General features: G+C 59.6%; 18 protein-coding genes. 1 reads left to right on the forward strand and 17 read right to left on the reverse strand.

Annotated elements, in window-relative coordinates:
- Window positions 1-12: 12 nt before the first annotated feature.
- From PSH88_RS27920 to PSH88_RS27940, 5 genes are all read right to left on the reverse strand, one after another.
- A complete protein-coding gene (locus PSH88_RS27920; RefSeq protein WP_305423951.1) occupies window positions 13-1,434 on the reverse strand; it encodes a PIG-L deacetylase family protein in 1,422 nt (473 codons plus the stop codon).
- A gap of 16 nt (window positions 1,435-1,450) precedes the next feature.
- The gene (locus tag PSH88_RS27925) at window positions 1,451-2,347 is read right to left on the reverse strand and encodes a GNAT family N-acetyltransferase (RefSeq protein ID WP_305427064.1); all 897 of its coding nucleotides are present in this window, start codon (window positions 2,345-2,347) and stop codon (window positions 1,451-1,453) included.
- Window positions 2,347-4,137 (reverse strand): lipid A export permease/ATP-binding protein MsbA, encoded by a 1,791-nt coding sequence (gene msbA / locus PSH88_RS27930; protein WP_305423952.1) that lies wholly within the window; start codon window positions 4,135-4,137, stop codon window positions 2,347-2,349. Before msbA ends, PSH88_RS27925 begins: the two co-directional genes overlap by 1 nt.
- Window positions 4,138-4,238: 101 nt before the next feature.
- Window positions 4,239-5,417: an O-antigen ligase family protein gene (locus PSH88_RS27935; RefSeq protein ID WP_305423953.1), complete on the reverse strand. Its 1,179-nt coding sequence runs from the start codon at window positions 5,415-5,417 to the stop codon at window positions 4,239-4,241.
- A 38-nt stretch (window positions 5,418-5,455) separates the two neighbouring features.
- A complete protein-coding gene (locus PSH88_RS27940) occupies window positions 5,456-6,568 on the reverse strand; it encodes a capsular polysaccharide export protein, LipB/KpsS family (protein WP_305423955.1) in 1,113 nt (370 codons plus the stop codon).
- A 282-nt stretch (window positions 6,569-6,850) separates the two neighbouring features.
- Here PSH88_RS27940 and PSH88_RS27945 point away from each other — a divergent pair, with 282 nt between their 5' ends.
- Window positions 6,851-7,492 carry a BUD32 family EKC/KEOPS complex subunit gene (locus PSH88_RS27945; RefSeq protein WP_305423957.1) on the forward strand — a complete coding sequence of 214 codons (642 nt, stop codon included), beginning with the start codon at window positions 6,851-6,853 and terminating at the stop codon, window positions 7,490-7,492.
- Window positions 7,493-7,542: 50 nt separating this feature from the next.
- Here PSH88_RS27945 and PSH88_RS27950 read toward each other — a convergent pair whose 3' ends face one another.
- The 12 genes from PSH88_RS27950 to glnE form a co-directional block, all read right to left on the reverse strand.
- Window positions 7,543-8,802, reverse strand: coding sequence for a capsule biosynthesis protein (locus PSH88_RS27950; protein WP_305483422.1), 1,260 nt, complete (start codon window positions 8,800-8,802; stop codon window positions 7,543-7,545).
- 23 nt (window positions 8,803-8,825) lie between these two features.
- The gene (locus PSH88_RS27955; protein ID WP_305423960.1) at window positions 8,826-9,737 is read right to left on the reverse strand and encodes a glycosyltransferase family 2 protein; all 912 of its coding nucleotides are present in this window, start codon (window positions 9,735-9,737) and stop codon (window positions 8,826-8,828) included.
- A complete protein-coding gene (locus tag PSH88_RS27960) occupies window positions 9,724-11,478 on the reverse strand; it encodes a carbamoyltransferase family protein (protein WP_305423962.1) in 1,755 nt (584 codons plus the stop codon). Before PSH88_RS27960 ends, PSH88_RS27955 begins: the two co-directional genes overlap by 14 nt.
- A 174-nt stretch (window positions 11,479-11,652) precedes the next feature.
- Window positions 11,653-11,988, reverse strand: a complete 336-nt coding sequence (locus PSH88_RS27965; protein WP_123721730.1) for a YceK/YidQ family lipoprotein — start codon at window positions 11,986-11,988, stop codon at window positions 11,653-11,655.
- A gap of 237 nt (window positions 11,989-12,225) precedes the next feature.
- Window positions 12,226-13,677 carry a lipopolysaccharide kinase InaA family protein gene (locus PSH88_RS27970; RefSeq protein WP_305423963.1) on the reverse strand — a complete coding sequence of 484 codons (1,452 nt, stop codon included), beginning with the start codon at window positions 13,675-13,677 and terminating at the stop codon, window positions 12,226-12,228.
- Window positions 13,677-14,429, reverse strand: coding sequence for a lipopolysaccharide kinase InaA family protein (locus PSH88_RS27975; RefSeq protein ID WP_305423964.1), 753 nt, complete (start codon window positions 14,427-14,429; stop codon window positions 13,677-13,679). The genes PSH88_RS27970 and PSH88_RS27975 overlap by 1 nt, the downstream gene beginning before the upstream one ends.
- Window positions 14,426-15,160, reverse strand: a complete 735-nt coding sequence (locus PSH88_RS27980; protein ID WP_305483423.1) for a lipopolysaccharide kinase InaA family protein — start codon at window positions 15,158-15,160, stop codon at window positions 14,426-14,428. Before PSH88_RS27980 ends, PSH88_RS27975 begins: the two co-directional genes overlap by 4 nt.
- Window positions 15,160-15,966 (reverse strand): lipopolysaccharide core heptose(I) kinase RfaP, encoded by an 807-nt coding sequence (gene rfaP / locus PSH88_RS27985; RefSeq protein WP_305423966.1) that lies wholly within the window; start codon window positions 15,964-15,966, stop codon window positions 15,160-15,162. Before rfaP ends, PSH88_RS27980 begins: the two co-directional genes overlap by 1 nt.
- A complete protein-coding gene (locus PSH88_RS27990; RefSeq protein ID WP_305423968.1) occupies window positions 15,966-17,087 on the reverse strand; it encodes a glycosyltransferase family 4 protein in 1,122 nt (373 codons plus the stop codon). Before PSH88_RS27990 ends, rfaP begins: the two co-directional genes overlap by 1 nt.
- Window positions 17,087-18,148 carry a lipopolysaccharide heptosyltransferase I gene (gene waaC / locus PSH88_RS27995; protein ID WP_305423970.1) on the reverse strand — a complete coding sequence of 354 codons (1,062 nt, stop codon included), beginning with the start codon at window positions 18,146-18,148 and terminating at the stop codon, window positions 17,087-17,089. Before waaC ends, PSH88_RS27990 begins: the two co-directional genes overlap by 1 nt.
- Before the next feature lies 1 nt (window position 18,149).
- Complete coding sequence (gene waaF, locus PSH88_RS28000; protein WP_305423971.1) at window positions 18,150-19,184, reverse strand: lipopolysaccharide heptosyltransferase II; 1,035 nt, start codon at window positions 19,182-19,184, stop codon at window positions 18,150-18,152.
- A gap of 295 nt (window positions 19,185-19,479) precedes the next feature.
- Window positions 19,480-22,419: a bifunctional [glutamate--ammonia ligase]-adenylyl-L-tyrosine phosphorylase/[glutamate--ammonia-ligase] adenylyltransferase gene (gene glnE / locus PSH88_RS28005; RefSeq protein ID WP_305423972.1), complete on the reverse strand. Its 2,940-nt coding sequence runs from the start codon at window positions 22,417-22,419 to the stop codon at window positions 19,480-19,482.
- Between the last annotated feature and the right edge of the window lie 237 nt (window positions 22,420-22,656).

A 22,656-nucleotide genomic window follows, 5' to 3' on the forward strand; every position in this document is an offset into this window, starting at 1 on the left:
GAGCAAAGAGGCTCAGCGGCGGCCATCTCGTGGAGGGGCATCCAGCGGACGCACCCAGAAAAGTTCGTGTCGGCGCACCGCTTTGCGGAAGAACTCGTCTTCACCTGTGCAGGGCCAGCGACGCCCGGCCAACCATCGCTGAATCACCCGGCGCAGACGTCTTTTGAGCGGTGGACGGCCCTGCAAGTCGTGCTGCATGGCCAAGGCCATGGCTTTGTCCATGCGGGTTGGCGCGTCCAGCAACGGGCTCCATAGCCCATCAGCCGGCAACGGTTCGATGGTCGGCGGCAGGGCAATGCCATAATCCGCCGGGCCCATCGGCCAGCGGTCGTTGTCATGCAGGTGATTGGCATAGAGCAGCAGGGTACGCGGGCGCCAGGTACTGAGTTCAATCGCCTCCATCAAGGCGCGAGTGCTGGCGACATGATCGCTGTGGGGATCCAGTTCGGGATGGGGCGTCAGCACCGCGTCGGGCCGGTGATGCTCAAGCAGTCGCGCCAGATCAGCCACCAGGTTGCGCCAATGGGGCTGACCATCGACGTCACCCGGCAGGCTCAGGGCATTGTGCCGACGCACATTGCGTATATCGCTCTCCCCCGACTCCCGCGAACCGAAGCTTTGCTCCGGCTGCTGCGCCATCGCATCCAGTTGCAAGCAGTAGTAGCCCAATTGCACACACTGCTGTTGCGGCACCCCGCCCCACAGCGGCACTGCCAGGCTGTCCCAACTGCGCAGGCGCCCCTTGAGTCGGGCGGCCTGAGCGGTGTCGAGGCCCATATCGCGATAGTTTTCGGCCTCAATCTCGCCTTGGGTCAGTGTGACGATAGCCACCTCGGACGCCCGACTATAGAGACCAAAAGCTGCCAGTTCGGCATCATCGGCATGGGGGGCGATGATTAGCAGACGCTGCTGGCCAAAATCCGGATTACTCAGGGCGTGTAAAGTCGCCCGTGGCATCAGGCTGCAAAAGCGTCCACGTAATGTCAGGGTCCCGGCTGCCAGCGCCGAACCTTGCCCCGACAGATTGAGAAAACGCTCTCCCGCAACACCGCGCTCCAGATCTTGACGGTCGTCACCGATCCATACCTGGGGGTCAAGAAAGCGACCCAGCCAATGGCTCTTGACCCGCACCTGCAAAACCAGGGTTTGCGCCAGGCCAAAGTCGCCCGCCACCTGCAAGACACCATTGACCAGGGTGGCGGGAAATTGCGGCGTACCCGCCGGGAAGTCATAGCGATAATCGTCGCCCGGGGCATAGAACAGATGGTCGGCGAACCAGGCTTCATGGGCGATCCAGCCCAGCAGCAGGAACAGCGGCAAGGGCCACCACGCGACAAAAATGCCAAATAGTAATGCAGCCAACAACGCCCCGATCAGCACCACGCGTTTGCGCTGGCGATGGCGTTTAAGCAATTGTTGCTTGCGTGCGCTCATGACTGCCTGTCCTCGCTCAAACCCGGTAGACCGGAACCCGGTGACACCAGCGATCCTTGTATTCGCGATCGGCGCGGCCGAACGAGTAACGCAGCGGCTTGCCCAAGGCTCGGGCCTGCTCCCACGCGGCTTGGGTGTTGACGAAACTGAGAACACTGCCGGGGCTGAACTCGCGGTTCTGCGGATCGACACCGCCGTTAATGTATTCCAGGCTGACCCACTTGGGTGCCTCGACCCGGTACAGAATCTGGATCGCCACCGGCTCGTCGTTCAGGTAGATCAAGGACCCGGTCATGAACTCACGCAACAGGCTGAACACTTCAGAAAGACGCGCCTTGCCCGGTGCTTCAAAGTTCCAGCGGCGCTGGAACAGGTCGGCATAGATGGTCGCCTGTTCACTGGCGCTCAGCTCCAGCATCGGTCGGATGATGCCACCCGCCTCTTCAAGCAAACGCTGGTCACGACGCTGGTTGTAGCGAAACTTCTTGCTGTAGTCCTCTGGTTCACGAGCCAGCGCCAGGCCTTCAGGTTGCTCAGCGAGACCGATGATGTTTGGGGCATTGAGTTCGGACACATAACGCGCGTGATGCCGCAGACGAACCTGAGCATCTTCGGCAACCGGCAGGATGATCTCGGCATTGCCGAGATCGAGCAGGCCACGCTTGCCTTCACGCTTGAGCACGTCCTTGGACAAGGCCACATGACGGCCCCAGGTCGGCATCGCGGCGCACAATTCACCGTCGACGAACCAGCCCAGATAACGCACCGGGATGCCTACCAGCCCTGCCAGGCGCTCAACGACTTCGGGATGAGTTGCCACGCTGCCGCCAAACTGTTGCCAGGCCTGGGTATAAACCGTTGCATCAATGGGTACCCAGCCGCTTTCTCTCCAGGCCCGCCAGTAACTCAAAATCAAACGTGGGACTCCGTCATCGCCTCGTCGGTGCTTTCGACGAAATCCTTCTCGTGCAGGCGTGCGTAGAGACCGTTCAACGCCAACAACTCGGCGTGGGTGCCGCGTTCGACGATGCGGCCCTGGTCCATCAACAGGATCAGGTCAGCCTTCTCGATGGTCGACAAGCGGTGAGCGATCACCAGCGTGGTACGGCCCTTCATCACTTGTTCCAGTGCTGCCTGGATGTGGCGCTCGGACTCGGTGTCGAGGGCCGAGGTAGCCTCATCGAGGATCAGCAATGGCGCATTCTTGAGCAGTGCCCGGGCAATCGCCAGACGCTGGCGCTGACCGCCGGAAAGCAGCACGCCATTTTCGCCCACCAGGGTGTCGTAGCCTTGAGGCATTTGCTCGATGAACTCGGCGGCGTAGGCATCTTCGGCAGCCTTGCGCACGTCTTCGAACGGTGCGCCGGCGAGGTCGCCGTAGGCGATGTTGTTGGTGACGCTGTCGTTGAACAGGGTGACCTGCTGGGTCACCAGGGCAATGTGACGACGCAGGTTGGTCAGTTTGTATTCCTCGACATCCATTCCGTCGAGCAGGATCTGGCCCTTGTCGTGGTGATAGAAACGCGGAATCAGGTTGGCCAAGGTCGACTTGCCGCTGCCTGAACGCCCCACCAGAGCGACCATCTGGCCCTCTTCGGCGGTAAAGGAAATATCGTTGAGCACAAGTTTCTCGGTGCCCGGGTACTGGAAGCTCAGGTTACGCACTTCCAGGCGACCGCTGACGCGCACCATTTCCTTGGTGCCCGTATCGACTTCCGGTTCTTCGTCGAGCTGCTCGAAGATGCTCTCCGCACCGGCCAGCCCTTTCTGAATGGTGGCGCTGACTTCCGACAACTGACGAATCGGCTTGGGTAACAAACCGGCGGCGGTAATGTAGGCAACCAGTTCGCCAGCAGAGGCATCTCCGCGAAGGTAAAGCACCAGATACATCAACACCGCCATGCCGATGTAAATCACCAGTTGCAGCATCGGGGTGTAGATCGACTGGGTGCGGGTCATGCCCAGGCTGCGGTTCATGTTGTCGGCGCTGGCCTTGTGGAACCGATCGATTTCGTAAGTCTCACCGCCAAAGCTGCGAACCACGCGATAGCCCTGGATAGTCTCCGAAGCCACATGGGTCACATCGCCCATCGCCACCTGGATTTTCTTGCTTTGCTTGCGAAATTTTTTGCTGGCGCTACTTACCAGAATCGCGATGACCGGCAGGATCGCCAGCAATACCAAGGTCATTTTCCAGTTGCTGTACAGCAGGTAACCGAACAGGAACACCACCGTCAGGCCTTCACGGATCACTACTTTGATCGCATCAGTGGCAGCACCGGTGACCATTGTCACGTTATAGGTAATACGGGAAATCAGGTGACCGGAGTTATGGTTGTCGAAGTAGCGGTTAGGCAAGGTCAACAGGTTGTCGAACAAGGCACAACGCAGGTCGTGGACCACGCCACGGGCAACCTTGGCCAGGTAATAGTTACCCAGAAATGAGCCGATGCCCTGATAGACGGCAATCAGCACAATCAACAACGGTACGCCGAGTACCAGCGAGACACCCAGAAACTTGGTGTCATCGGGTTTCTGCAAGGCGTCGAGAAAATGCTTGAGCATGTCCGCCAGCATCGGCTGGCTGGATGCGAATAGCACAAAGCCGATAATACTGATGGCGAAAGCGCCCCAGTACGGGAGCACGTATTTCAGCAACCGCAGGTAAATCTTCATGCTTGATTGCTGGTCGGAATTGGCCATTCGGCGCGCCTCGTACGTTTGAAAAAGACAGACAACCTGTGGATTGTAACAGCGAACGAATTACAACATCGGCTCAGCCAGGACGAGGTGCCGAAAACGCTTTAGCACTTCGCTACCGGACCGGGAACATCAGGGGTTGAAACACTCCAGACGGAACCTTTGCTTTCATTGCTCCCACGAGTGGCCAACACGATACTCAAGGCAATCGGCAACCAGGTGATCAACCAGTCCGCATTGGGTTTGAGCCAGAGACCAATGCCATCGGTCATCAATGACGCCCCGGAAAACACCCAGAGTGCCAGCAACACCTGCCCCAGTGGCTGCGCGCGCGAAACCCAGCCACGCCAGCCAACCGCCAGCCACAGCCAGCCGAATAGCAGTAGCCCAGGTACACCCAGACGCACACCGATATCCAGGAACAGGTTATGGGGATGTTTGAATGCCTGTCCGATTTCAGGGACAGGAATCAGGTATTCATGGAATCCCAACCCCATCGCCCAATGATCCAGCATCAATTGCACGCCGCCGTTCCATAGCTCGGGACGAAAAGAAACGCCACGCTGCAAGAGGATGTCCGGCTTGAATACAGCAATGGACGCCAACCCCAGGACCACCAGAATGATCAGCCCGCCTCCCAGGCGCGACGGTCGCGCCACTCCCATCACGAATAGACAGGCCAGCAAGCCGATCCACACACCGCGTGTTTGGCTAAAGCCCAGGAATAGCGCATATCCCAGCGCCGGAATCAGCAGCAACACCATCGCCCAGGGATTGAAGCGCTTGGTCTGCAACGTGAAGACGCCAAGAATCAGCAAGGCCCCCACCGCATGCGCGGCCATGATTGCAGTGTCCCACAGGCCAATGGCAATCAGCCTGCCGCTGAAAGGTTGAGCGGACACGTCATAAAAGTAGACCCAGGAAGCTGCAGCAAAAAAACCGCCAATAATCGATGCGTACAACAACATGGACTCGAACCGCCACTTGCGGTTCTGTGCAGCCAGTAGCACGCCCAACAGGGTAAGGGCCACATAGAGCGTCACTTTGCTTTTGCCGAAAATGTTATTGCCGCCCTCAACCATCAGCACCAATAACGTCCATGCCGCGAAGATAGCAAAGAGGACGCACTCCGGTTGCTTGAGCATCGCGCGAAAATCCCGATGGAACAGCGCCAACAAGGCAGGCAGCCACAGCAGGAAAATCAACATTTGGTGATAAAGCTTGTTGTCCGGCAGTACCCACGCCCCACACAGCAGCACAAGAAAACCGATAGATGCCCACATTCCCAGGACATCCTTACCGAAAAATTTCTTCATTCCTGTCAGCACTCGGCTTTACCCAGCATTCGATTGGCGACCCGCTGCAACTGGGCCTTGTCGGCGTTCTTCCAGCCACCCTTGATACAGTAGTGTTCAGAGAGGTAATGGAGAAAGTTACGCCTCAACCGCTCATCGAGTGGCCATTGCGGGAATGCGCGCGCCAGTTCCACCACCTGCTCGGCGTTATCGGCATGCATTACCAGCCCTTCGATATTGAAAAAAGCCTGACCCAGGGTGAGCACGGGCTTACCCAAAAGCAGGCTTTCCAGGCCAACCGTCGAGTTCAGCGTGATCACAAACTGGCTGGACTCGATCAACTGCTGAGTGGCGTTGCCGTTGGCGAACAACAGACGCTCGTGAGTACGCTCATGCAACTCAGGATACGTTTCGCGACTGGATGGATGCTCCTTGAACACCACTGTCAATCCAGTCTCTTTGGCCAAGCGCTCGCCCAAGGCGAACATCTCGCGCATGTTTTTGATCCAGGGAGAAAACAGCCGAACCTGACTATCGCGGTCGTCCTGGAACGGAATAAAGACGAACTGCTCCGGCAGCACAATCGGTGTCGGGCCACTGGTACGAGGCTGGCGTGGAATCAGCACGGGCACTGCCTGATTTTCAGGCACGGGATAAGGATAGTTGAGGTAAAAACCGGCCTCACGCGGAACGGCGTTCAGGTAGTTCACGCCCTGCGGATCAACGGTTGTGGTGTCGGGCAGCAAACCGTTCTCGAAGAAGAAAGTCTTACAACCCGGCGGCGCCAAGGCCGTCAGCAATCGGCAGTAGCGGTGGGAACCATTCCAGAACACCAGCGCATCGGGGTGCTCGCGATCAAGCAACGCCTGAGCGCGTAACGCCATCCAAATCAGCTCAAGACGTAACAACAGACGATACAAGCGACCATCGTTTTTGTTCTTGACGCGCCGCTCCTCGCATTTTTCTTCGATCAGGCTCGGCCAGTCGATTCGCGAAAGCACTCTGGATGCATGCAACAACCTTGGCCAGGGCATCTGTGGTGGGGTAACGACTTTACCTTGCAGCTCGGTCTCATTGAGTAACCGATTGAAATAGAGGCCTTGATGTTTGGCCAGGGAAATGAACAGCATTGTCGTCATAGGGTGTCCAAAAAATAGGCCGCATCCACCCGCCAAAGCGCAATATAACCACGTGCGACAAGTCCGCAGACATCAACACCCTGTTATTCGCCCGTCCGCGTATAGAAGTATAAAACCAGAAATCAGAAGCAAGCACTCTGTGGTATTGCCCCAGGCAACCCCGTGAACGGGCAACTGCCTCTTAAAAAGTGAGGCGATTGTACCACAGCGGTTTTTTGCAGCATGCGCACTGCGGTAACATAGCCGGCTGCCCATCCCATCAGGCCAAGCCTTGGAGCCTTGATGCAAACGCTCGACCATACCGCTTATCTCAACATGCGCGAGGGCGCCGACGTTCTCGAGGCCGATGGTAAAGGGGATAAAGTCTTGTGCCTGGCCGATGGCTCGATGCTCAAGCTGTTTCGCCGTAAACGCCTGCTGACTTCTGCGCTTTGGGCGCCTTACGCCCGGCGCTTCGCCGACAACTGCCGAGCACTGCGCGAATGCAATATCGAATGCCCGACGGTTCGCCAGATTTATCGCATCCCCAGCATCGAGCGCGATGCCGTGCATTACGACCCCCTACCCGGTCGCACTCTGCGTCAGTTGCTGGGCACCGACAATAACGAATCTCTTCGGGCACAACTGGGTGAGTTCATTGCACGCCTGCATGAGAACGGCATCTACTTTCGCTCCGCGCACCTGGGCAATGTGGTATTGACGCCTGAAAATACACTCGGGCTGATCGACATCGCCGACCTGCGCACCTATCGCAAGCCACTGCGCAAAGGCCTGCGCCTGCGCAATTTCAAGCATATGCTGCGCTATCGCCAGGATCGCGAGTGGCTACTCAAGGACAACCAGTTCCTTGAGCACTACCTGAACCATCAACGTGTGTGCAATGGACGGGAACTGAGCCTGGCGCTCACTCCCTTAAGCCCTTAAGCCCTTAAGCCCTTAAGCCCTTAAGCCCTTAAGCCCTTAAGCCGCCAGTGTCAGCCGGCGGCAGACAGCCTGAAGGTCTCGAAGTCACGCGCAGGGTCTACGCCGCGCAGCAAGTTATCAACCAGCTGAATGGTCTTTGCCAATCCCTGAGAGCCGTATACCAAGTGGTAATCGGCAAAACGCCGGGCCTGGGCCACATGCCCCGGATAATCCTGCTCAAGCGCTTGCAACTGGCGGGAAAACTCATGTTCATCGCGCACTTGTGGCCCAAAAAACAGTGAGTGAGAGAAGATATCCACATCGCTGCCCGCATTCACATGGATTACCGGCCGCCCCGCCAGCCCTGCCTCGATACCAGCATTGGACATGATATTGACGACAACGCTGGCCTGCGCCAGAGCGTGCGCCAGTGAACACTTGCTATCCAGCAAGTCGATGTTGGCTAACTGCGCAGCGGCATCGCACCAGAATTGCGCCTTGCTGCGCGGATGACGCTTGAACAGCACGCGATAATGCGGATGCTGCCCGGCCCAGTCGCGCAATAACTGATAAGTGCGCTGGTAGCCCGGCTCTTTTTCCCGATCAGGACCCACCCCCAGAATTAACAACGTCCGGAGAGCAGGATCGGCAACTGGCAGATCATAAGTTTCATCGGCGAGGTAAGAACCGATCAGTACCACCGTCGACTCACCGAACCTCAATGTTCTTTCTTGCAAAGCGACCAGCGAACTATGGCCAAAGACGCCGTAATAGTCGTAATCGTTCATCCCCAGTCGTCGTGAAGACTCCAACGTCGTGGCATGGGCCAGTTGCAGCAGTCGGGCCCCGCGCGCAGCCAATGCCAAGCGCAAGAACGGCGCATGAAGACTACCGTTGCGTTCGTTGATCAGCACCTTGGGCGAATACGTCATCACCAACCACTGTGCATGGGCGGCGTACACCAGATAACGCAGCGGCACAGACTGCGGCGGCGCCAGGAGCATGCGCTGGGCGCAGGCGTCCGACGGAGAACGTAACGCTGCCTCTGTCAGGTGGTGCCCGCGCTTGCGCAGACCCTCAATCAGAATATTCTTGCGCTGCAACGCCATGGACTTTGGCGCCGAATGCAGCAACAGCACCTCACAGGGCGTAGCGACGACCGAACCACTCAAGCACGCCTTCGCGCGTACCCCGACCGCCACATCCACCAGCACATCACGAACCAGGCGCAAAAGGCTACCACAGCGACCATGACGCTCGCGCAGCAGCTTCCAGCGGTAACGGTCCAGCTCACGCGCTTTTTGTGTCCAGCATCCTTCAGCCTGAAACACACTTGCGTCAGACGGGGGTGCGCTCACTTGAACAACAACCGGATGGCCTTGCGGGTATAGGACCAGCGCGTGAGCGAGCGCAGATCGGCGCGCACGGCGCGGGCGTAAAAAGCCTTGGCGTGGACATAATCGCCGGCACTGTAGCAATCGCGAAACAATGACAGGCAGCGCTGAGCCAGGAAAGCCTGGCGCAAGTCCTGCAACTCTTGAGGCATGCGCACCGGGGAAAATACCTCGTCAACCATTCCAACCCCCGCCGCCAGGCTTTGCTTGAGGTCATGGCGCATGCTGTCGCCATGCTTGTAAATCAGCGCCAGCGGTTGATCGAGCACACTGCACGGGAAACGCGCCAGCACCTGAGCAAACACCGGAATATCTTCAACGTTGCGCAGCTGTTCAGGATAGTTGCCCGGCGCAAACACTTCGCGATGCATCGCGCAGGCGCCGTTGGATAGCGATACCGTCTTGTCCAGCAAGTAGCCACGCACACGCTCGCGCGGGGTGGCTGGCAAGGATTTGACGGCGTGCTGGACACGACGACCGTCGTCGAATACCGACCAGTGACCGCCAATGATCAAACGGCTGTCAGGATGGCTGGAGATATGCCGGGTCAACGCAGCCAGCGCACCAGGCGCCATCTCATCATCAGCATCGAGGAAGATCAGATACTGCCCCCGAGCCTCCTCGATCCCGCGATTACGCACCGAAGACAAACCGCCATTGGGTTTGCGCAGAGCTCTAAAGCATCCGGCATGTTCAGTCAGGAGCTGCTCCAGAACTTGCGGCGTCGCGTCAGTGGAGCCGTCATCGATCACCAGCAACTCAGCCTGGGCATCACCCAACTGCGCCAACACCGATTTCACCGCACGCGGCAGGGTTTTGGCGTAGTTATAAGCTGGAATAACGACACTGATCAGCACGTCAGTCAACTGCATACCCGTCCGCGCCTTCTTTGACCACCAAAATGTCTTCCATGATCAGGTATTGCAGGTCGGAACCGAAGAACATGTTCAAGGCATCGGTCGGCGAGCAGATCATCGGCTCGCCACGACGGTTGAGCGACGTGTTCAGCGACACGCCGTTACCGGTCAGCACTTCCAGCGCCTTCATCATGTCGTAGTAGCGCGGGTTGTATTCGCGCTTGAGCACCTGGGCCCGGGATGTGCCGTCTTCGTGGACGACTTCCGGCACGCGGGTTTTCCACTCTTCAGCCACTTCGAAGGTGAAGGTCATGAACGGTGCCGGGTGATCGATCTTGATCATCTGCGGTGCAACGGTGTCGAGCATCGACGGGCAGAAAGGCCTCCAGCGCTCGCGAAACTTGATCTGGTGGTTGATCCGGTCAGCCACGCCGACAGCGCTCGGGCAACCGATGATCGAACGACCGCCCAAGGCGCGCGGACCGAACTCCATGCGCCCCTGAAACCAGGCCACCGGGTTGCCGTCGACCATGATCTTGGCGATGCTTTCCGGCATGTTCTCAAGCTTGCGCCAGGCCGGCTTGCTCGGGTGACGGGCACAAGCGGCGATAACGTCTTCGTTGCTATAGGACGGGCCGAGGTAGACGTGTTCCATCTTCTCGACCGGAACACCACGGGCGTGGGACACGTAAGCCGCAGCGCCAACCGCGGTACCGGCATCGCCGGATGCAGGCTGAACGAACAGCTCTTTGATGTCATCGCGAGCAATGATTTTCTGGTTCAGCTTGACGTTCAACGCACAGCCACCGGCGAAGGCCAGTTTGCCGGTTTCCTTGAGCACATCGCCCAGGTAATGGTCGATCATCTGCAACGCCAGCTTCTCGAACAGCGCTTGCATGCTCGCGGCGTAATGAATGTACGGCTCATCGGCGATGTCGCCTTCGCGCTTGGGCCCCAGCCACTCGATCAGCTTCGGCGAGAAGTAGAAACCTTTGCCCTTCTCTTTATAGCGACGCAGGCCGATGACGTTGGCGTAGTCGGTGTTGATCACCAGCTCGCCGTTCTCGAACGAGGCCAGACGCGAGAAATCGTATTTGCTGGCGTCACCGTACGGCGCCATGCCCATGACCTTGAACTCACCGTCGAGCATTTCGAAACCGAGGAACTCGGTGATCGCGCCGTACAGGCCGCCGAGGGAGTCCGGATCGAAGAATTCCTTGATCTTGTGGATCTTGCCGTTTTCGCCGTAGCCGAAAAAGGTCGTGGCGTACTCGCCCTTGCCGTCGATCCCCAGAATCGCGGTTTTCTCTTTGAAACCGGAGCAGTGGTAGGCACTGGAGGCGTGGGCAAGGTGGTGCTCGACCGGCTCGATCTTGATTTTCTTCGGATCGAAACCCAGTTGCTCGAGGCACCAGACAATCTTGTTGCGATAGCGCTTGTAGCGACGGTTGCCCATCAGGATCGCGTCGAGGGCGCGGTCCGGGGCGTACCAGTAACGCTTGGCGTAGTGCCAGCGAGCCTTGCCGAACAGGCTGATCGGTGCGAATGGAATCGCCACCACGTCAACGTCGGACGGCTTGATGCCAGCCTGCTCGAGGCAGAACTTCGCCGACTCGTAAGGCATGCGGTTCTTTGCATGTTTATCGCGTACGAAGCGCTCTTCTTCAGCCGCCGCGACCAGCTTGCCGTCGATGTACAGGGCTGCGGAAGGATCATGGCTAAGGGCGCCGGACAGGCCAAGAATCGTCAATGCCACAGGGGTCTAGCCTCTTTAGTCTGCATGCAGGCGCAACGCGCCTCAAAAATTGATGTGCCCTCGCAAGGGGCGAGAGACAGCTAAAGGGCGGGATTATAGCGTAAACGTGGCGGGAATGACCCTGCCCTTATCAGCGCCGTGAAGATGACGTCGAGCCCACGCGCTCGCCTGCGCTCATCCGCGACCCGGGCGCCAGTAAATCCTGATATTGCCGTCGGTTGCCTGCCGGTAAATTGTGTACGGCAAGGCAACCGTGTCCAGCGCACCAGACAAGGTCAGATCCAGCAATACGAATGGCACCAGAATACCGGTGGGATCAGGCGGAGCATGCAGAAGACAGAAGTCGTGGGCCAGACCGCTATAGATGCGAGGGATGGACTGGCAGTAGGTTTTTTGTTTTCTGAGACCACGGGCGGCCTCCTCGTCATCCTGCAGCACTGTGACAGCGGTTCCGCAGCCGGATAGCGCCAGTGAGAAAGTGCTCAACAACACAGCCATTTTTATCGTCAAAATCTGCCCTCCGAGAACGTCAGGCAAACTAGCATCGTGGCTATTCAGGGCACAGTTCATGGGGTCTGTAGATCATGTAGGACGGTTCATAAGAACTTGTCCTCTAGATCTCGGGAGACTGATCTGCCGCCATCGCGGGCAAGCCCGCTCCCACCGTGATCGCGCCATACACAAAGCTTGTGCACGCCACGGTACCTGTGGGAGCGGGCTTGCTCGCGAAAGGGGCGAAGCCCCGATTCAGGCAGCGCTGGAAATGACTTTAGGCAAACGCTGATCAATCACCTGATACAGCGCACTGCTCTCAGGCCAGTTACGCATGAATCGCGCACGATCCCGTGCGTACGCCGGGGCAAAGCTACTGACCGAACCATGCTGACACATCGAATCCAGATCGATCAGCGCCCAGCGATCCTGCTGCCAAAACAGGTTATGACCCTTGAGATCGCCATGACTGATCCGCTCGCGAATCAGATCGGCGAACAGGTGATCCAGAGCCTGCAACTCCGCTTGCGGCGCTTCGCCGCTTTCCACGTACGGCGCAAACCGCTCGATGATGTCCGGCCCCGGCAAATACTCGGTCACCAGGTACGCCCGGCTGCGCAGCCAGAGAAAGCGCGTCTCCAGTAACGCCAACGGCTTGGGCGTGGCGATACCCAGGAATGCCAGGCGATTGCCTTCACGCCATGAGTGCCAGGCGCGGCTCGGGCGCCAGAAACGTTTGAGCCAATGGGCAAAGCCTTTGATGTTGTAGCGCTTGACCACTAATGTGCGACCAGCCACCTCGACCTTGCCGACGCTCGCCGCGCCGCCGGTCTTGAACAGATGGCCTTGATCGAGCAAGGCATCGGCCTGTTCCAGCACCGGCAGCATTGCGGTCTCTTCTTCACGGCGAATCGCCCGCAAGCCGAACGCTCCGCGCTGGACGCTGAACAACGTGCATTCGCGGCCGACCTTGATCAGAAAATCCTTCAAACGCCAACGACGGACCTTGTCGATCTGCTTCTGCAACGCTTCCATGGGCAAGGCATGCTCGCCGTTTCCCAACAGGTAATACACCAGCAACTCTTCGGTGAAGGGTTCCAGCGATTTGGGCAACTGGGCAAAAAACACCCCGAGATTTTCCAGGACTTTCTGCTGTGACAGTGGCTTGCCAGCTGTCTCGGCACAGATCCCGGCGCCATCGATCAAATACAACTGACCGCCATGGCGCAGCAGGTTGTCCAGGTGCAAGTCTTCCTGCCACAGGCCTTTGCTGTGCAACTGCCCAATGGCCCCCAACGCCTCGGCCAGCACCGCGGATTGTTCATCCGCCAGCACAGGTAAGTGTTCAACCTGTTTCCAGGCATCCCCAAGGCTCTCGGCGCCCTCAAGGAAATCGAACAACAACCAGCCGCCTTCGCCATCCTTCAGGCCATCAGCCAATAACAAAGGCGTGGTCAGCCCCTGAGCGGCGAGCAAACGCACGCCGTCCAGTTCACGTTTGAAGTGCCGCGCCGCTTTACCGCCGACCAGCAACTTGGCCAACACCGGCCGGCCGCGCCAGACTCCGGCACCAACGTAGCGCTGCCCAGGCAACACCCGCAGCAGACTCAGCAACTGTAGCTCCGCAGGCCCTGCCGCATCGGCCAACGGAATGTTCAGCGGCAGGCTTGGGCTGCGGCCAGCGTGTTTCAGTTCGGACAAACGCATCAACGCGCCTCCTTTTGACTGCGCCGCGCACTCAAGCGCGATACCCAACTGTCCACCAGCGAACTGTTCAATGGCTGATCCAGATAAACCGCCAACAACTCGCGCAGCTGACTTTCGCTCCATTCCGGCGCCCGACGCAGCAACGGGTCCAGGTCCTTGACCCGATCACGTTGACCAAAAAACAGCGGACGAGTTTTTTCCAGGTCGATCAACTGAGCCTGATAACCGTCACCGGTGGCCTGGAGAAAAATGTGCTTGGGATAGAAGCAACCATGGAGTTGATGCATCTCGTGCAGGCGTCGCGCCAGCTGCCCACAGGCTTTCAGAATCGCCGAATGCTGCACCGCGCTCAGGTCGGACCAGCGCTGCAACAGCGAATCCAGGTCATCCCAACCGTCCAGCGCGCGGGTCAGCAGAATCGCCCGGGTTTCACCGTCGACTTTGCGCTCACCGAAAAACGCCGCCTGCAGCGCCGGTATACCCAGTTTCTGATAACGACTGATGTTGCGAAACTCACGGGCAAAACTCGGTTCGCCAAAAGGCGAATGAAATGTGCGTGTCAGGTAGTTGCTCTGGCGTTTGAGGTAATAGCCTTGACCTTCCAGTTCCAGCCGAAACACACTGCTCCAGCCACCCCGACCGGTGTTGGGTTCATCCACGGCTTCGAGCTGTTTGGCCCAGAGCGCGTCGAAGGTGCCGAGGCCATGACGCTCGAGTAACGCACGGTCTTCAGCAGCCAGAAAATCAGTCATTCGCGTCCCTCGAAAAATCTCACCACGTGCCGAATCCGCTTCTTGTCGGCGGCATCGAGCCGGGTGCATTGGCGGTATTGCAGGTAAAAGCGCAGGCGCTGGGTGGCCGACAGGTGATATTTGGCCACTTTGTCCAGACAAGCCAGGTCCTTGGTGATCCGGTATTTGAGCCAGAAGCCGCGCCAGAAATCACCGTTGGGGCAGTCGATCAGAAACAGTCGGGGCTCATCGTCGATCAGCAGGTTGCGCCACTTCAAATCGTTATGGGTAAAACGATGGTCGTGCATGGTCCGGGTATAGCCCGCCAGCTGTCGACTGATGTTGTCGACCCAGGCGCGGTCCGCCAGCTTCGGATCATGCCGGTCAGCCAGGGCGGACAAGTCTTCGGTATGGGGCAGTTCACGTGTGATCATCGCCCCACGGTCGTATGTCACGCCGCGCCGTTCCAGCCCCCAGGCCACTACTTCGGCGGTGGGAATGCCCCACTTGGCGAAACGCTTGAGGTTCTGCCACTCGGCTTTCACCCGCGGCTTGCCCAAGTAACGGCGCAGGCCTTTGCCGGCGCCGACGTAGCGCTTGACGTAATAGTTGACGCCATTGCGCTGGACGCGAATGACCTCGGACAGTGGATCACGGGTCAGTCGCTCGCCCTTGAGCGCGAATACCGCGTCAAGACTGCCGAAGTCTTCTGCCAGATCGCTGTAAGCAGGTTCCAGTGTCCAACCCGACATCAGAGCGCATCCCCGTATCGCTGCTTACGCTCGTAGAGCTTGTTGGCCTTGCCTTCGAGCCATGCCAGCAGCCCCGCTTCTTCAGCCAGAATCTGGCGCAGGGGCTGCTGGAAGTAACCCTTGAGGAAACGCAGCTTGTCGCGACGGGTCAGGCCAATGTCGAGCGCCGAAAAATACAGCGCCGCCAGGTCTTTGTTGCGCCAGCGCCGGGTAATCGTCGGACGGGTCTGAGCACGGTGCAGATCGATCACCGACAGCTTGAAGTCGTCGGCTGTCACCGGTTTGTCGGTGTGCAGCAGGAAGTGGCAGATGTAGCAGTCGCGGTGGTTGACCCCGGCGCGGTGCATCATGCCGGTCATGCGCGCGACTTCGGCGATCAAGGCGCGCTTGAGTTTTGGCTCGGGCGGCTGCTTGACCCAGTCGATGCTGAAATCTTCGAGGCTGACGGTGGGCGCCAGTTCTTCAGTGACGATGAACGAATGCTGGTCCGCCGGATTGCTGCCCTTTTCGCCGTAAGCGACGGCGGTCATGGTCGGCACGCCAACTTCTTGCAGCCGCTGAATGGCCTTCCACTCCTGGCCCGCGCCAAGCACTGGCAGCTTGGCGGTCAGCAGGTTCTTGAAGATCTCACCCCAGCCAATGCCACGGTGGATTTTCACGAAGAACCCGTGACCGTCCACTTCGGTACGCAGTGTCCGGCGCGCTTCAAGCTCGCGGTACACCTCGCCCTTGAGGCCCTCGACTTCAGCGAACGGATCGCGTCCGGCCCAGAGGCTCTTGAACGGTTCAGCCAGCATCAACTTCATTAAGCGTGCTCCGCCAGAATCACATCGGCCGCGTGCTGCGGCATGCTGTAGAGGTCGGCCGTCTCGGCGAAAGCCACACCGTTGCGGCTCCAGGCCGCCCGTGCATTTGCGTCGTTCAACATGCCGGTCAGGTGCTGCGTCAGTTGTGCCTGATCGAAGGGTTCGTCCAGCACCAGACCAGCGTCGGCCTCGGCGATGTAATGGGCGTACCCGCACACCGCGCTCACCAGCACCGGCAAGCCGGCCACCACCGCTTCCAGCAGCACCGTGCCGGTGTTTTCGTTGTACGCCGGGTGGATCAACAGATCGGCACCGAGCAGGAAACGCGGGATATCGCTGCGTCCCTTAAGGAACTGCACGTTGTCGCCGAGCCCCAATGTGGCGCTCTGCAACTGGAATACTTTGGGGTCGTCCTGGCCAATTACAAACAGCCGGGTGCGCTTTTTCAGTTCGGCGGGCAAGGCGGCCAGCGCCTTGAGGCTGCGGTCCACGCCTTTGGTCTTGAACCCGGAGCCGATCTGCACCAGCAGCAGTTCATCGTCCTTCAGGTTGAACTCGGCGCGGAACCCGGCGCGAATTTCATCTGCGTTCGAGGGGCGACGACGGTCCTGGGCGATGCCCGGTGGCAACAGATGGAAACGTTCGATCGGCGTGGCGTAATGCTTGATGAACAGCGGCTGCTGAACTTCGGAAATCATCAGCACTTCGGTCTTGGCATCCTTGGCGAACACCGCGCGCTCGTACTCGGCGAAGTGCCGGTAGCGGCCCCAGCGACGGTACAGCGAGTTGCGCAGGTTTTGCGCCTTGTCTTCGAAGCAGCCGTCGGCGGCGTAGTACACGTCCAGGCCCGGCATCTTGTTGAAACCGATCAGGCGGTCCACCGGACGCTTGGCCAGATCGGCCTCCATCCACTCGGTGAGCTTCTCGTTGCGTCGATGATTGAAGAATGCCTTCACCGGTGCCACCAGCACTTCGAAACCCGGTGGAATATCGCCTTCCCAGATCAGCGTGTAGACGCGAATCTGGTGGCCTCGCTGCTGGCATTCGAGGGCAATGCGCATGAAATCGCGCTGCAAGCCACCAAACGGAAAATATTTGTACAGGACAAATGCCAATTGCATCAGCGCAGCTCCTCAGCCAGTAACAACGTGCTCAGTCGGCTCGCGACACGCTCGGGATTCAGACGCGTGAAGCACAGGGGCCACTCGCGTTTCAGGTCGAACCGACGGGCATCGTCGGCCGTCGGTTGATAGGTGCATTTCTTTTGCAGGCACGGAGCGCAGGGAAAGTCGCTGGCCATGTGAATCTGCGACTTGCCGTACGCGCCGGTCAGGCCCGGGTTGGTCGGGCCGAACAGCGACAGGGTCGGCACGTCCAGCGCCGCAGCGAGATGACCGAGCCCGGTGTCCACCGCTACGCAGGCTTGCGCTCCGGCCAGGACTTTGCCGACCCCCGCCAGGTTCAGCTTGGGCAGCACTTCGACGTGCTTCATGTCTTTGGCGATGCGTTCGGCGCGGGCCTTTTCGACCGGATTGCCCCACGGCAGCTTCACAGCCACGCCGAGATACCCTACCCGCTCGGCCAGCTCGCGCCAGTAGGCTTCGGGCCAGTGTTTGGTGTCCCAGGTGGTGCCGTGGAGAAACACCACGTACGGATTCTTGCGCGGCAATTCCACCAGCCGCTCGACGCTCAGGCCGTAGTCGCCCAGCCCCTTAGGCAGGTCGTAACCCAAGGCCACCGCGAACAACTGACGCACTCGCTCGACCGCATGCTGCCCACGGGCCACGGCCAGACGCCGGGAATAGAAGCGCGCAGCGATCGGTTCGCGGGCCGAGTTCTTGTCCAGCCCGGCCACCGGAGCTTTGGCGTAGCGAGTCAGCAACGCGCTTTTCAGCAGACCCTGGGCATCGATCACCAAGTCATATTTCGTCGCGCGAATGCTTTGTTTGAAGCGCTTCCACTCGCCACTCTTGAGGGTCTGCCAGATGTTCTTGCGCCAGCGACGGATCGCCACCGGAATCACCTTGCCCACGGCCGGGTGCCAGGTCGGAATCTCGGCGAAGCCTTCTTCCACCACCCAGTCGAACGTGATGCCGGGGATCGCCCGCGCCGCGTCGGTCAACGCTGGCAACGCGTGAATCACATCGCCCAGCGAAGAAGTCTTGATCAACAGTACCCGCAAACTATTTGACCTCGACCACAGTGCCCAGCAACCGCTGCAAGGCTTCGTTCACCGCTTTGGGCATGAGCTGGCGCAAGCAATTGTAATGACCGAAACGGCAGGTGCGATCGAAGCACGGACTGCACTCGATGCCCAGGCGCACGATTTCGACGTGCTCGGCCAACGGTGGCGTGAAACCCGGCGACGTCGAGCCGTACACCGCCACCAACGGGCGGTTCAGCGCGGCAGCCACGTGCATCAGGCCGGAGTCGTTGGAGACCACGGCGTCAGCGCAAGACAGCAGATCGATGGCCTCGGCCAGGGAAGTGTCGCCACTGAGGTTCACCGACTCTTCACGCAGACCGGGAATCAACCGCGCGCGAATGTCTTCGCCCACCGCATGATCGTTTTTCGAGCCGAACAGCCAGACCTGCCAGCCTTCACGGATCTTCGCTTCGGCGACCTTGGCGTAGTGCTCGGACGGCCAGCGCTTGGACTCGCCGAACTCGGCGCCGGGGCACAGCGCCAACACCGGACGGTCGAGGGCCAGACCGAATTTGGCCAGTGCGCCATCGCGGGTCACCGGGTCGATCTGCAGGCTCGGCCGTGGATACGGTTTCGGCAACTCGACGCCGGGCTCAAAGGCCAGAGCCATGAACCGCTCGATCATCAGCGGGTAACGTTCTTTGTCGAGCGTACGCACGTCATTGAGCAGGCCGTAGCGAAATTCGCCACGCCAGCCAGTGCGTTTCGGGATACCGGCAAAAAACGGTACCAATGCCGACTTCAGGGAATTGGGCAGCAGGATGGCCTGGTCGTACTGACCGACCAGGGATTTACCGATGCGCCGACGCGTCGCCAGCTCCAGCACGCCGTGGCCGAGCGGGAAGCTCAAGGCCTGGCGCACTTCGGGCATACGCTCGAGGATCGGCCGGCTCCACTCGGGGGCCAGCACGTCGATTTCGCATTGCGGGTGACGCTGTTTGAGACACTGAAAAAGTGTCTGCGCCATCACCATGTCACCGACCCAACTGGGCCCAACGATCAGAATTTTCATGTGGTTTCCAAAAACGAGCCGGGGAGGCATACGCCTCCCCGCCTCGAGAATCCAGCACCTGCGGGGTGAACCGTCAGGTCATTTGGACGAGCTGATTGGGGCTCGTCGGATCAATTTTGTGCACATCCATGCGATACAGCTTAGCGCCTTCAATCTACCAAACACCGCAGATCCAGTGTGGGAGCGAGCCTGCTCGCGATCGCGGCCTGACAGTCAGCATAAATGTTGAATGTGACGGCCTCATCGCGAGCAGGCTCGCTCCCACAGGGGTATCAGGTGTTGCAAATATCCCGTTTCAGCTTAACCCCAGCTCACGCCAGATACGCATTACCTGCCGTCGTTCATCCACGAACTGGTCGCCCGGTATCACACCGGCGTCCTTCTGCAAGGCCTCCCGGTGAGCGGCGGAGCGATAGGCCTTATAGGCTTCACGCAACAGGCTGGCGTCTTCGGCGGGCATCAGCCCGACCTCCTCCAGCCCTTCCAGAATACGGATATTGTCGGTATAGCGCAGCAATGACGGATGCGCCTCAGACCATGCCAGAGCCGCGTATTGCACCATAAATTCAATATCGACGATACCTCCGGCGTCCTGCTTGAGATCGAACGGCGCCGTGGCCTCGAAGGCATTTGCCGCGGTGCCCGCCGCAGTGCTCTTGCTGCCGAGATTATCGCGCATCTTGGCGCGCATCTCGCTGACCTCCTGGCGCAAGGTCGGCAGGTCCCGCGGCTTGGCCAATACCGCCGCGCGAACCTTCTCGAAAGCCTGGCCGACATCCTGACTGCCCACCAGCACCCGCGCCCGCACCAGCGCCTGGTGCTCCCAAGTCCAGGCTTCGTTTTCCTGATACCGGGCAAACGCCCCCAGGGAACTCACCAGCAAACCAGACGCACCAGACGGCCGCAGGCGCATGTCCACTTCATACAGCTGACCAGAGTTGGTCTGCGCCGTCAGCAAATGAATGATGCGCTGCCCGAGCCGGGTAAAAAACTGTGCGCCGTCAATAGGCTTCGGCCCGTCGGTTTCGGCCTGCGGATCACCGTCGTGGATGAACACCAGATCCAGGTCCGAACTGTGCCCCAACTCCAGACCGCCGACTTTCCCGTAACCGACAATGATGAAACCAGGGTCGCACAAGCTGCCGTCGGTGCGCAGCGGCGTGCCGTACTTGGCCACGGTCTGGCGCCAGGCCAGGGCCAGCACTTGTTCGAGGATCGCTTCGGCAAGCCAGGTCAGGTAATCACTGACCTTCATCAAGGGCAGGCTGCCGGCGATTTCCGAGGCGGCGACGCGCAAGCGGTGCGCCAGTTTGAAATGCCGCAGGGCTTCCATTTGTTGTTCGAGGTCGTCTTCGGGAATCCGCGTCAAACGCTCGCGCAACTCGGCCGCCAGTTCCGGCGCCAGCGGTGGCTTGAATAACCGGCCTTCGTTGAGCAACTCGTCGAGCAACAACGGGAAGCGCGTGATCTGTTCAGCAATCCACGGGCTCGCGGCGCATAGCGTCAGCAAGCGGCGCAGGGCGCCGGGGTTCTCGGTCAACAGCACCAGATAGGCGGAACGACGCGCCACGGCTTCCACCAGTGGCAGCACCCGCTCCAGCACCAGATCGGGATTGGCGTGTTCCACGGCCTGAGCCAGCAAACGCGGAATAAAAGCATCGAGGCGCTCACGCCCCAGACGCTGCATGGCGCGCAATTGCGGACTGCCACGCAGACTGGCCAAGGCTTTCAGCGCCTTGGAGGCATCGGCGAAACCACCCTCCTCCAGCTGACGGCACGCGGCCTCCTCGTCCTGGGCTTCTTCCCACAGCGGCAGCCATTCGCCGCCGACCACCACTTCGCTCTCGGCGCCGTCCTCTTCATCGGGATCGGCGATCACCTGAGCAAAGTGCCAGGCCACCCGGCCGCGCCAGTACATCAGCTGTTCGTGGAATGCCGTCCAATTGGCAAACCCGAGCATAAAGGCAATGCGCGCCTGATCCTGTTCGCCATCCGGCAGCATCTGAGTCTGGCGGTCGGCAATGGCCTGGATCGCGTGTTCGGTGTAACGCAGAAATTCGTAGGCTTCACGCAATTCGCTGACCACCGCCGCCGGCAGGTAACCCTGACCTTCGAGGGTGCTCAGTACTTTTAATAAAGGACGCTGCTGCAGGCTCAGGTCGCGGCCACCGTGAATCAACTGGAAGGCCTGGGCGATAAATTCGACTTCACGAATGCCACCGGAACCCAGCTTGATGTTGTCGGCCATGCCCTTGCGCCGGACTTCCTGCTGGATCAACTGCTTCATGGTGCGCAGCGCTTCGATGGCTGAGAAGTCCAGATAACGTCGGTAAACGAACGGGCGCAGCATTTCTTGCAGTTGCGCGCCCGCCACTTGATCGCCGGCCACCACGCGCGACTTGATCATCGCGTAGCGTTCCCAGTCGCGGCCCTGATCCTGGTAATACTGTTCCAGCGCATTGAAGCTCAGCACCAGCGCGCCGGACGAGCCGTAAGGCCGCAAGCGCATGTCGACGCGGAACACGAAGCCGTCAACGGTCATCGGGTCCAGGGCCTTGATCAGCCGCTGGCCGAGGCGAATGAAAAACTCCTGGTTATCCAGCGACCGCTTCACGCCGACGGTTTCGCCGCCCTCGGGGTAGGCGAAGATCAGGTCGATGTCCGACGACAGGTTCAGCTCCACGGCGCCGAGCTTGCCCATGCCGAGGACGACCATTTGCTGCGGCTCCCCGCTACGCCGCCCGGTGGGCGTGCCGAACTGCTGGCAATGGCGCTGATACAACCACTGATAGGCCTGATCGATGCTGGCATCGGCCATGTCCGAGAGGTCGCGACAGCTCTGGATCAGATCGGCCTGGCGAGTCAGGTCGCGCCAAATAATCCGCACTTGCTGGCGTGCACGCTGGCGACGCAGGGCGCGGCCGAGTTGGTCGTCGGTTTCGGCGGTGCTCACCGCCGTCGCAATCTGCGCGCACAACTCGCCCGGCGCAAAGGCGCGATCCAGTTCGCCGGACTGCACCAGCTCCAGCAACATCAAAGGGTCACGCACACTCTGTTCAATGACAAAGTCGCTGGCGGCGGTGACGCGGGCAAATTGCGCCCAGCGCTCAGGCGTCCAGGCAGCCAAGCCATGATCGTCGGCAAGCACCGCGACGGCCGTACGGAACGACTGCTCGGCACGGGTGACAAATGGCAGGAGTACGCCGGGCAGTTCGGCAAGCGAAGGGAGGCTCATGGTCTATCCTTGATCGGCGTGTGAAGGGCTGCATGTAGTGATTCGTGAAAATGCGCTACCTGACCGACTGCCGAACAAAGGTTAGAAATAGCTGAAATTTGTTTATTTTTGGCAGCGATCATCAAGCCTTCACCTTTTTTGGTTGGCAAAAGACCAACCTTAACGATTATTCTCACAACGCAGCCGGAGGCCACAAGCCAATCATCTGTAGTTTTACTACTCGTCTATACATTCGAA

Origin of the sequence: Pseudomonas wuhanensis (genome assembly GCF_030687395.1) — a bacterium.
GTDB classification, from domain to species: domain Bacteria; phylum Pseudomonadota; class Gammaproteobacteria; order Pseudomonadales; family Pseudomonadaceae; genus Aquipseudomonas; species Aquipseudomonas wuhanensis.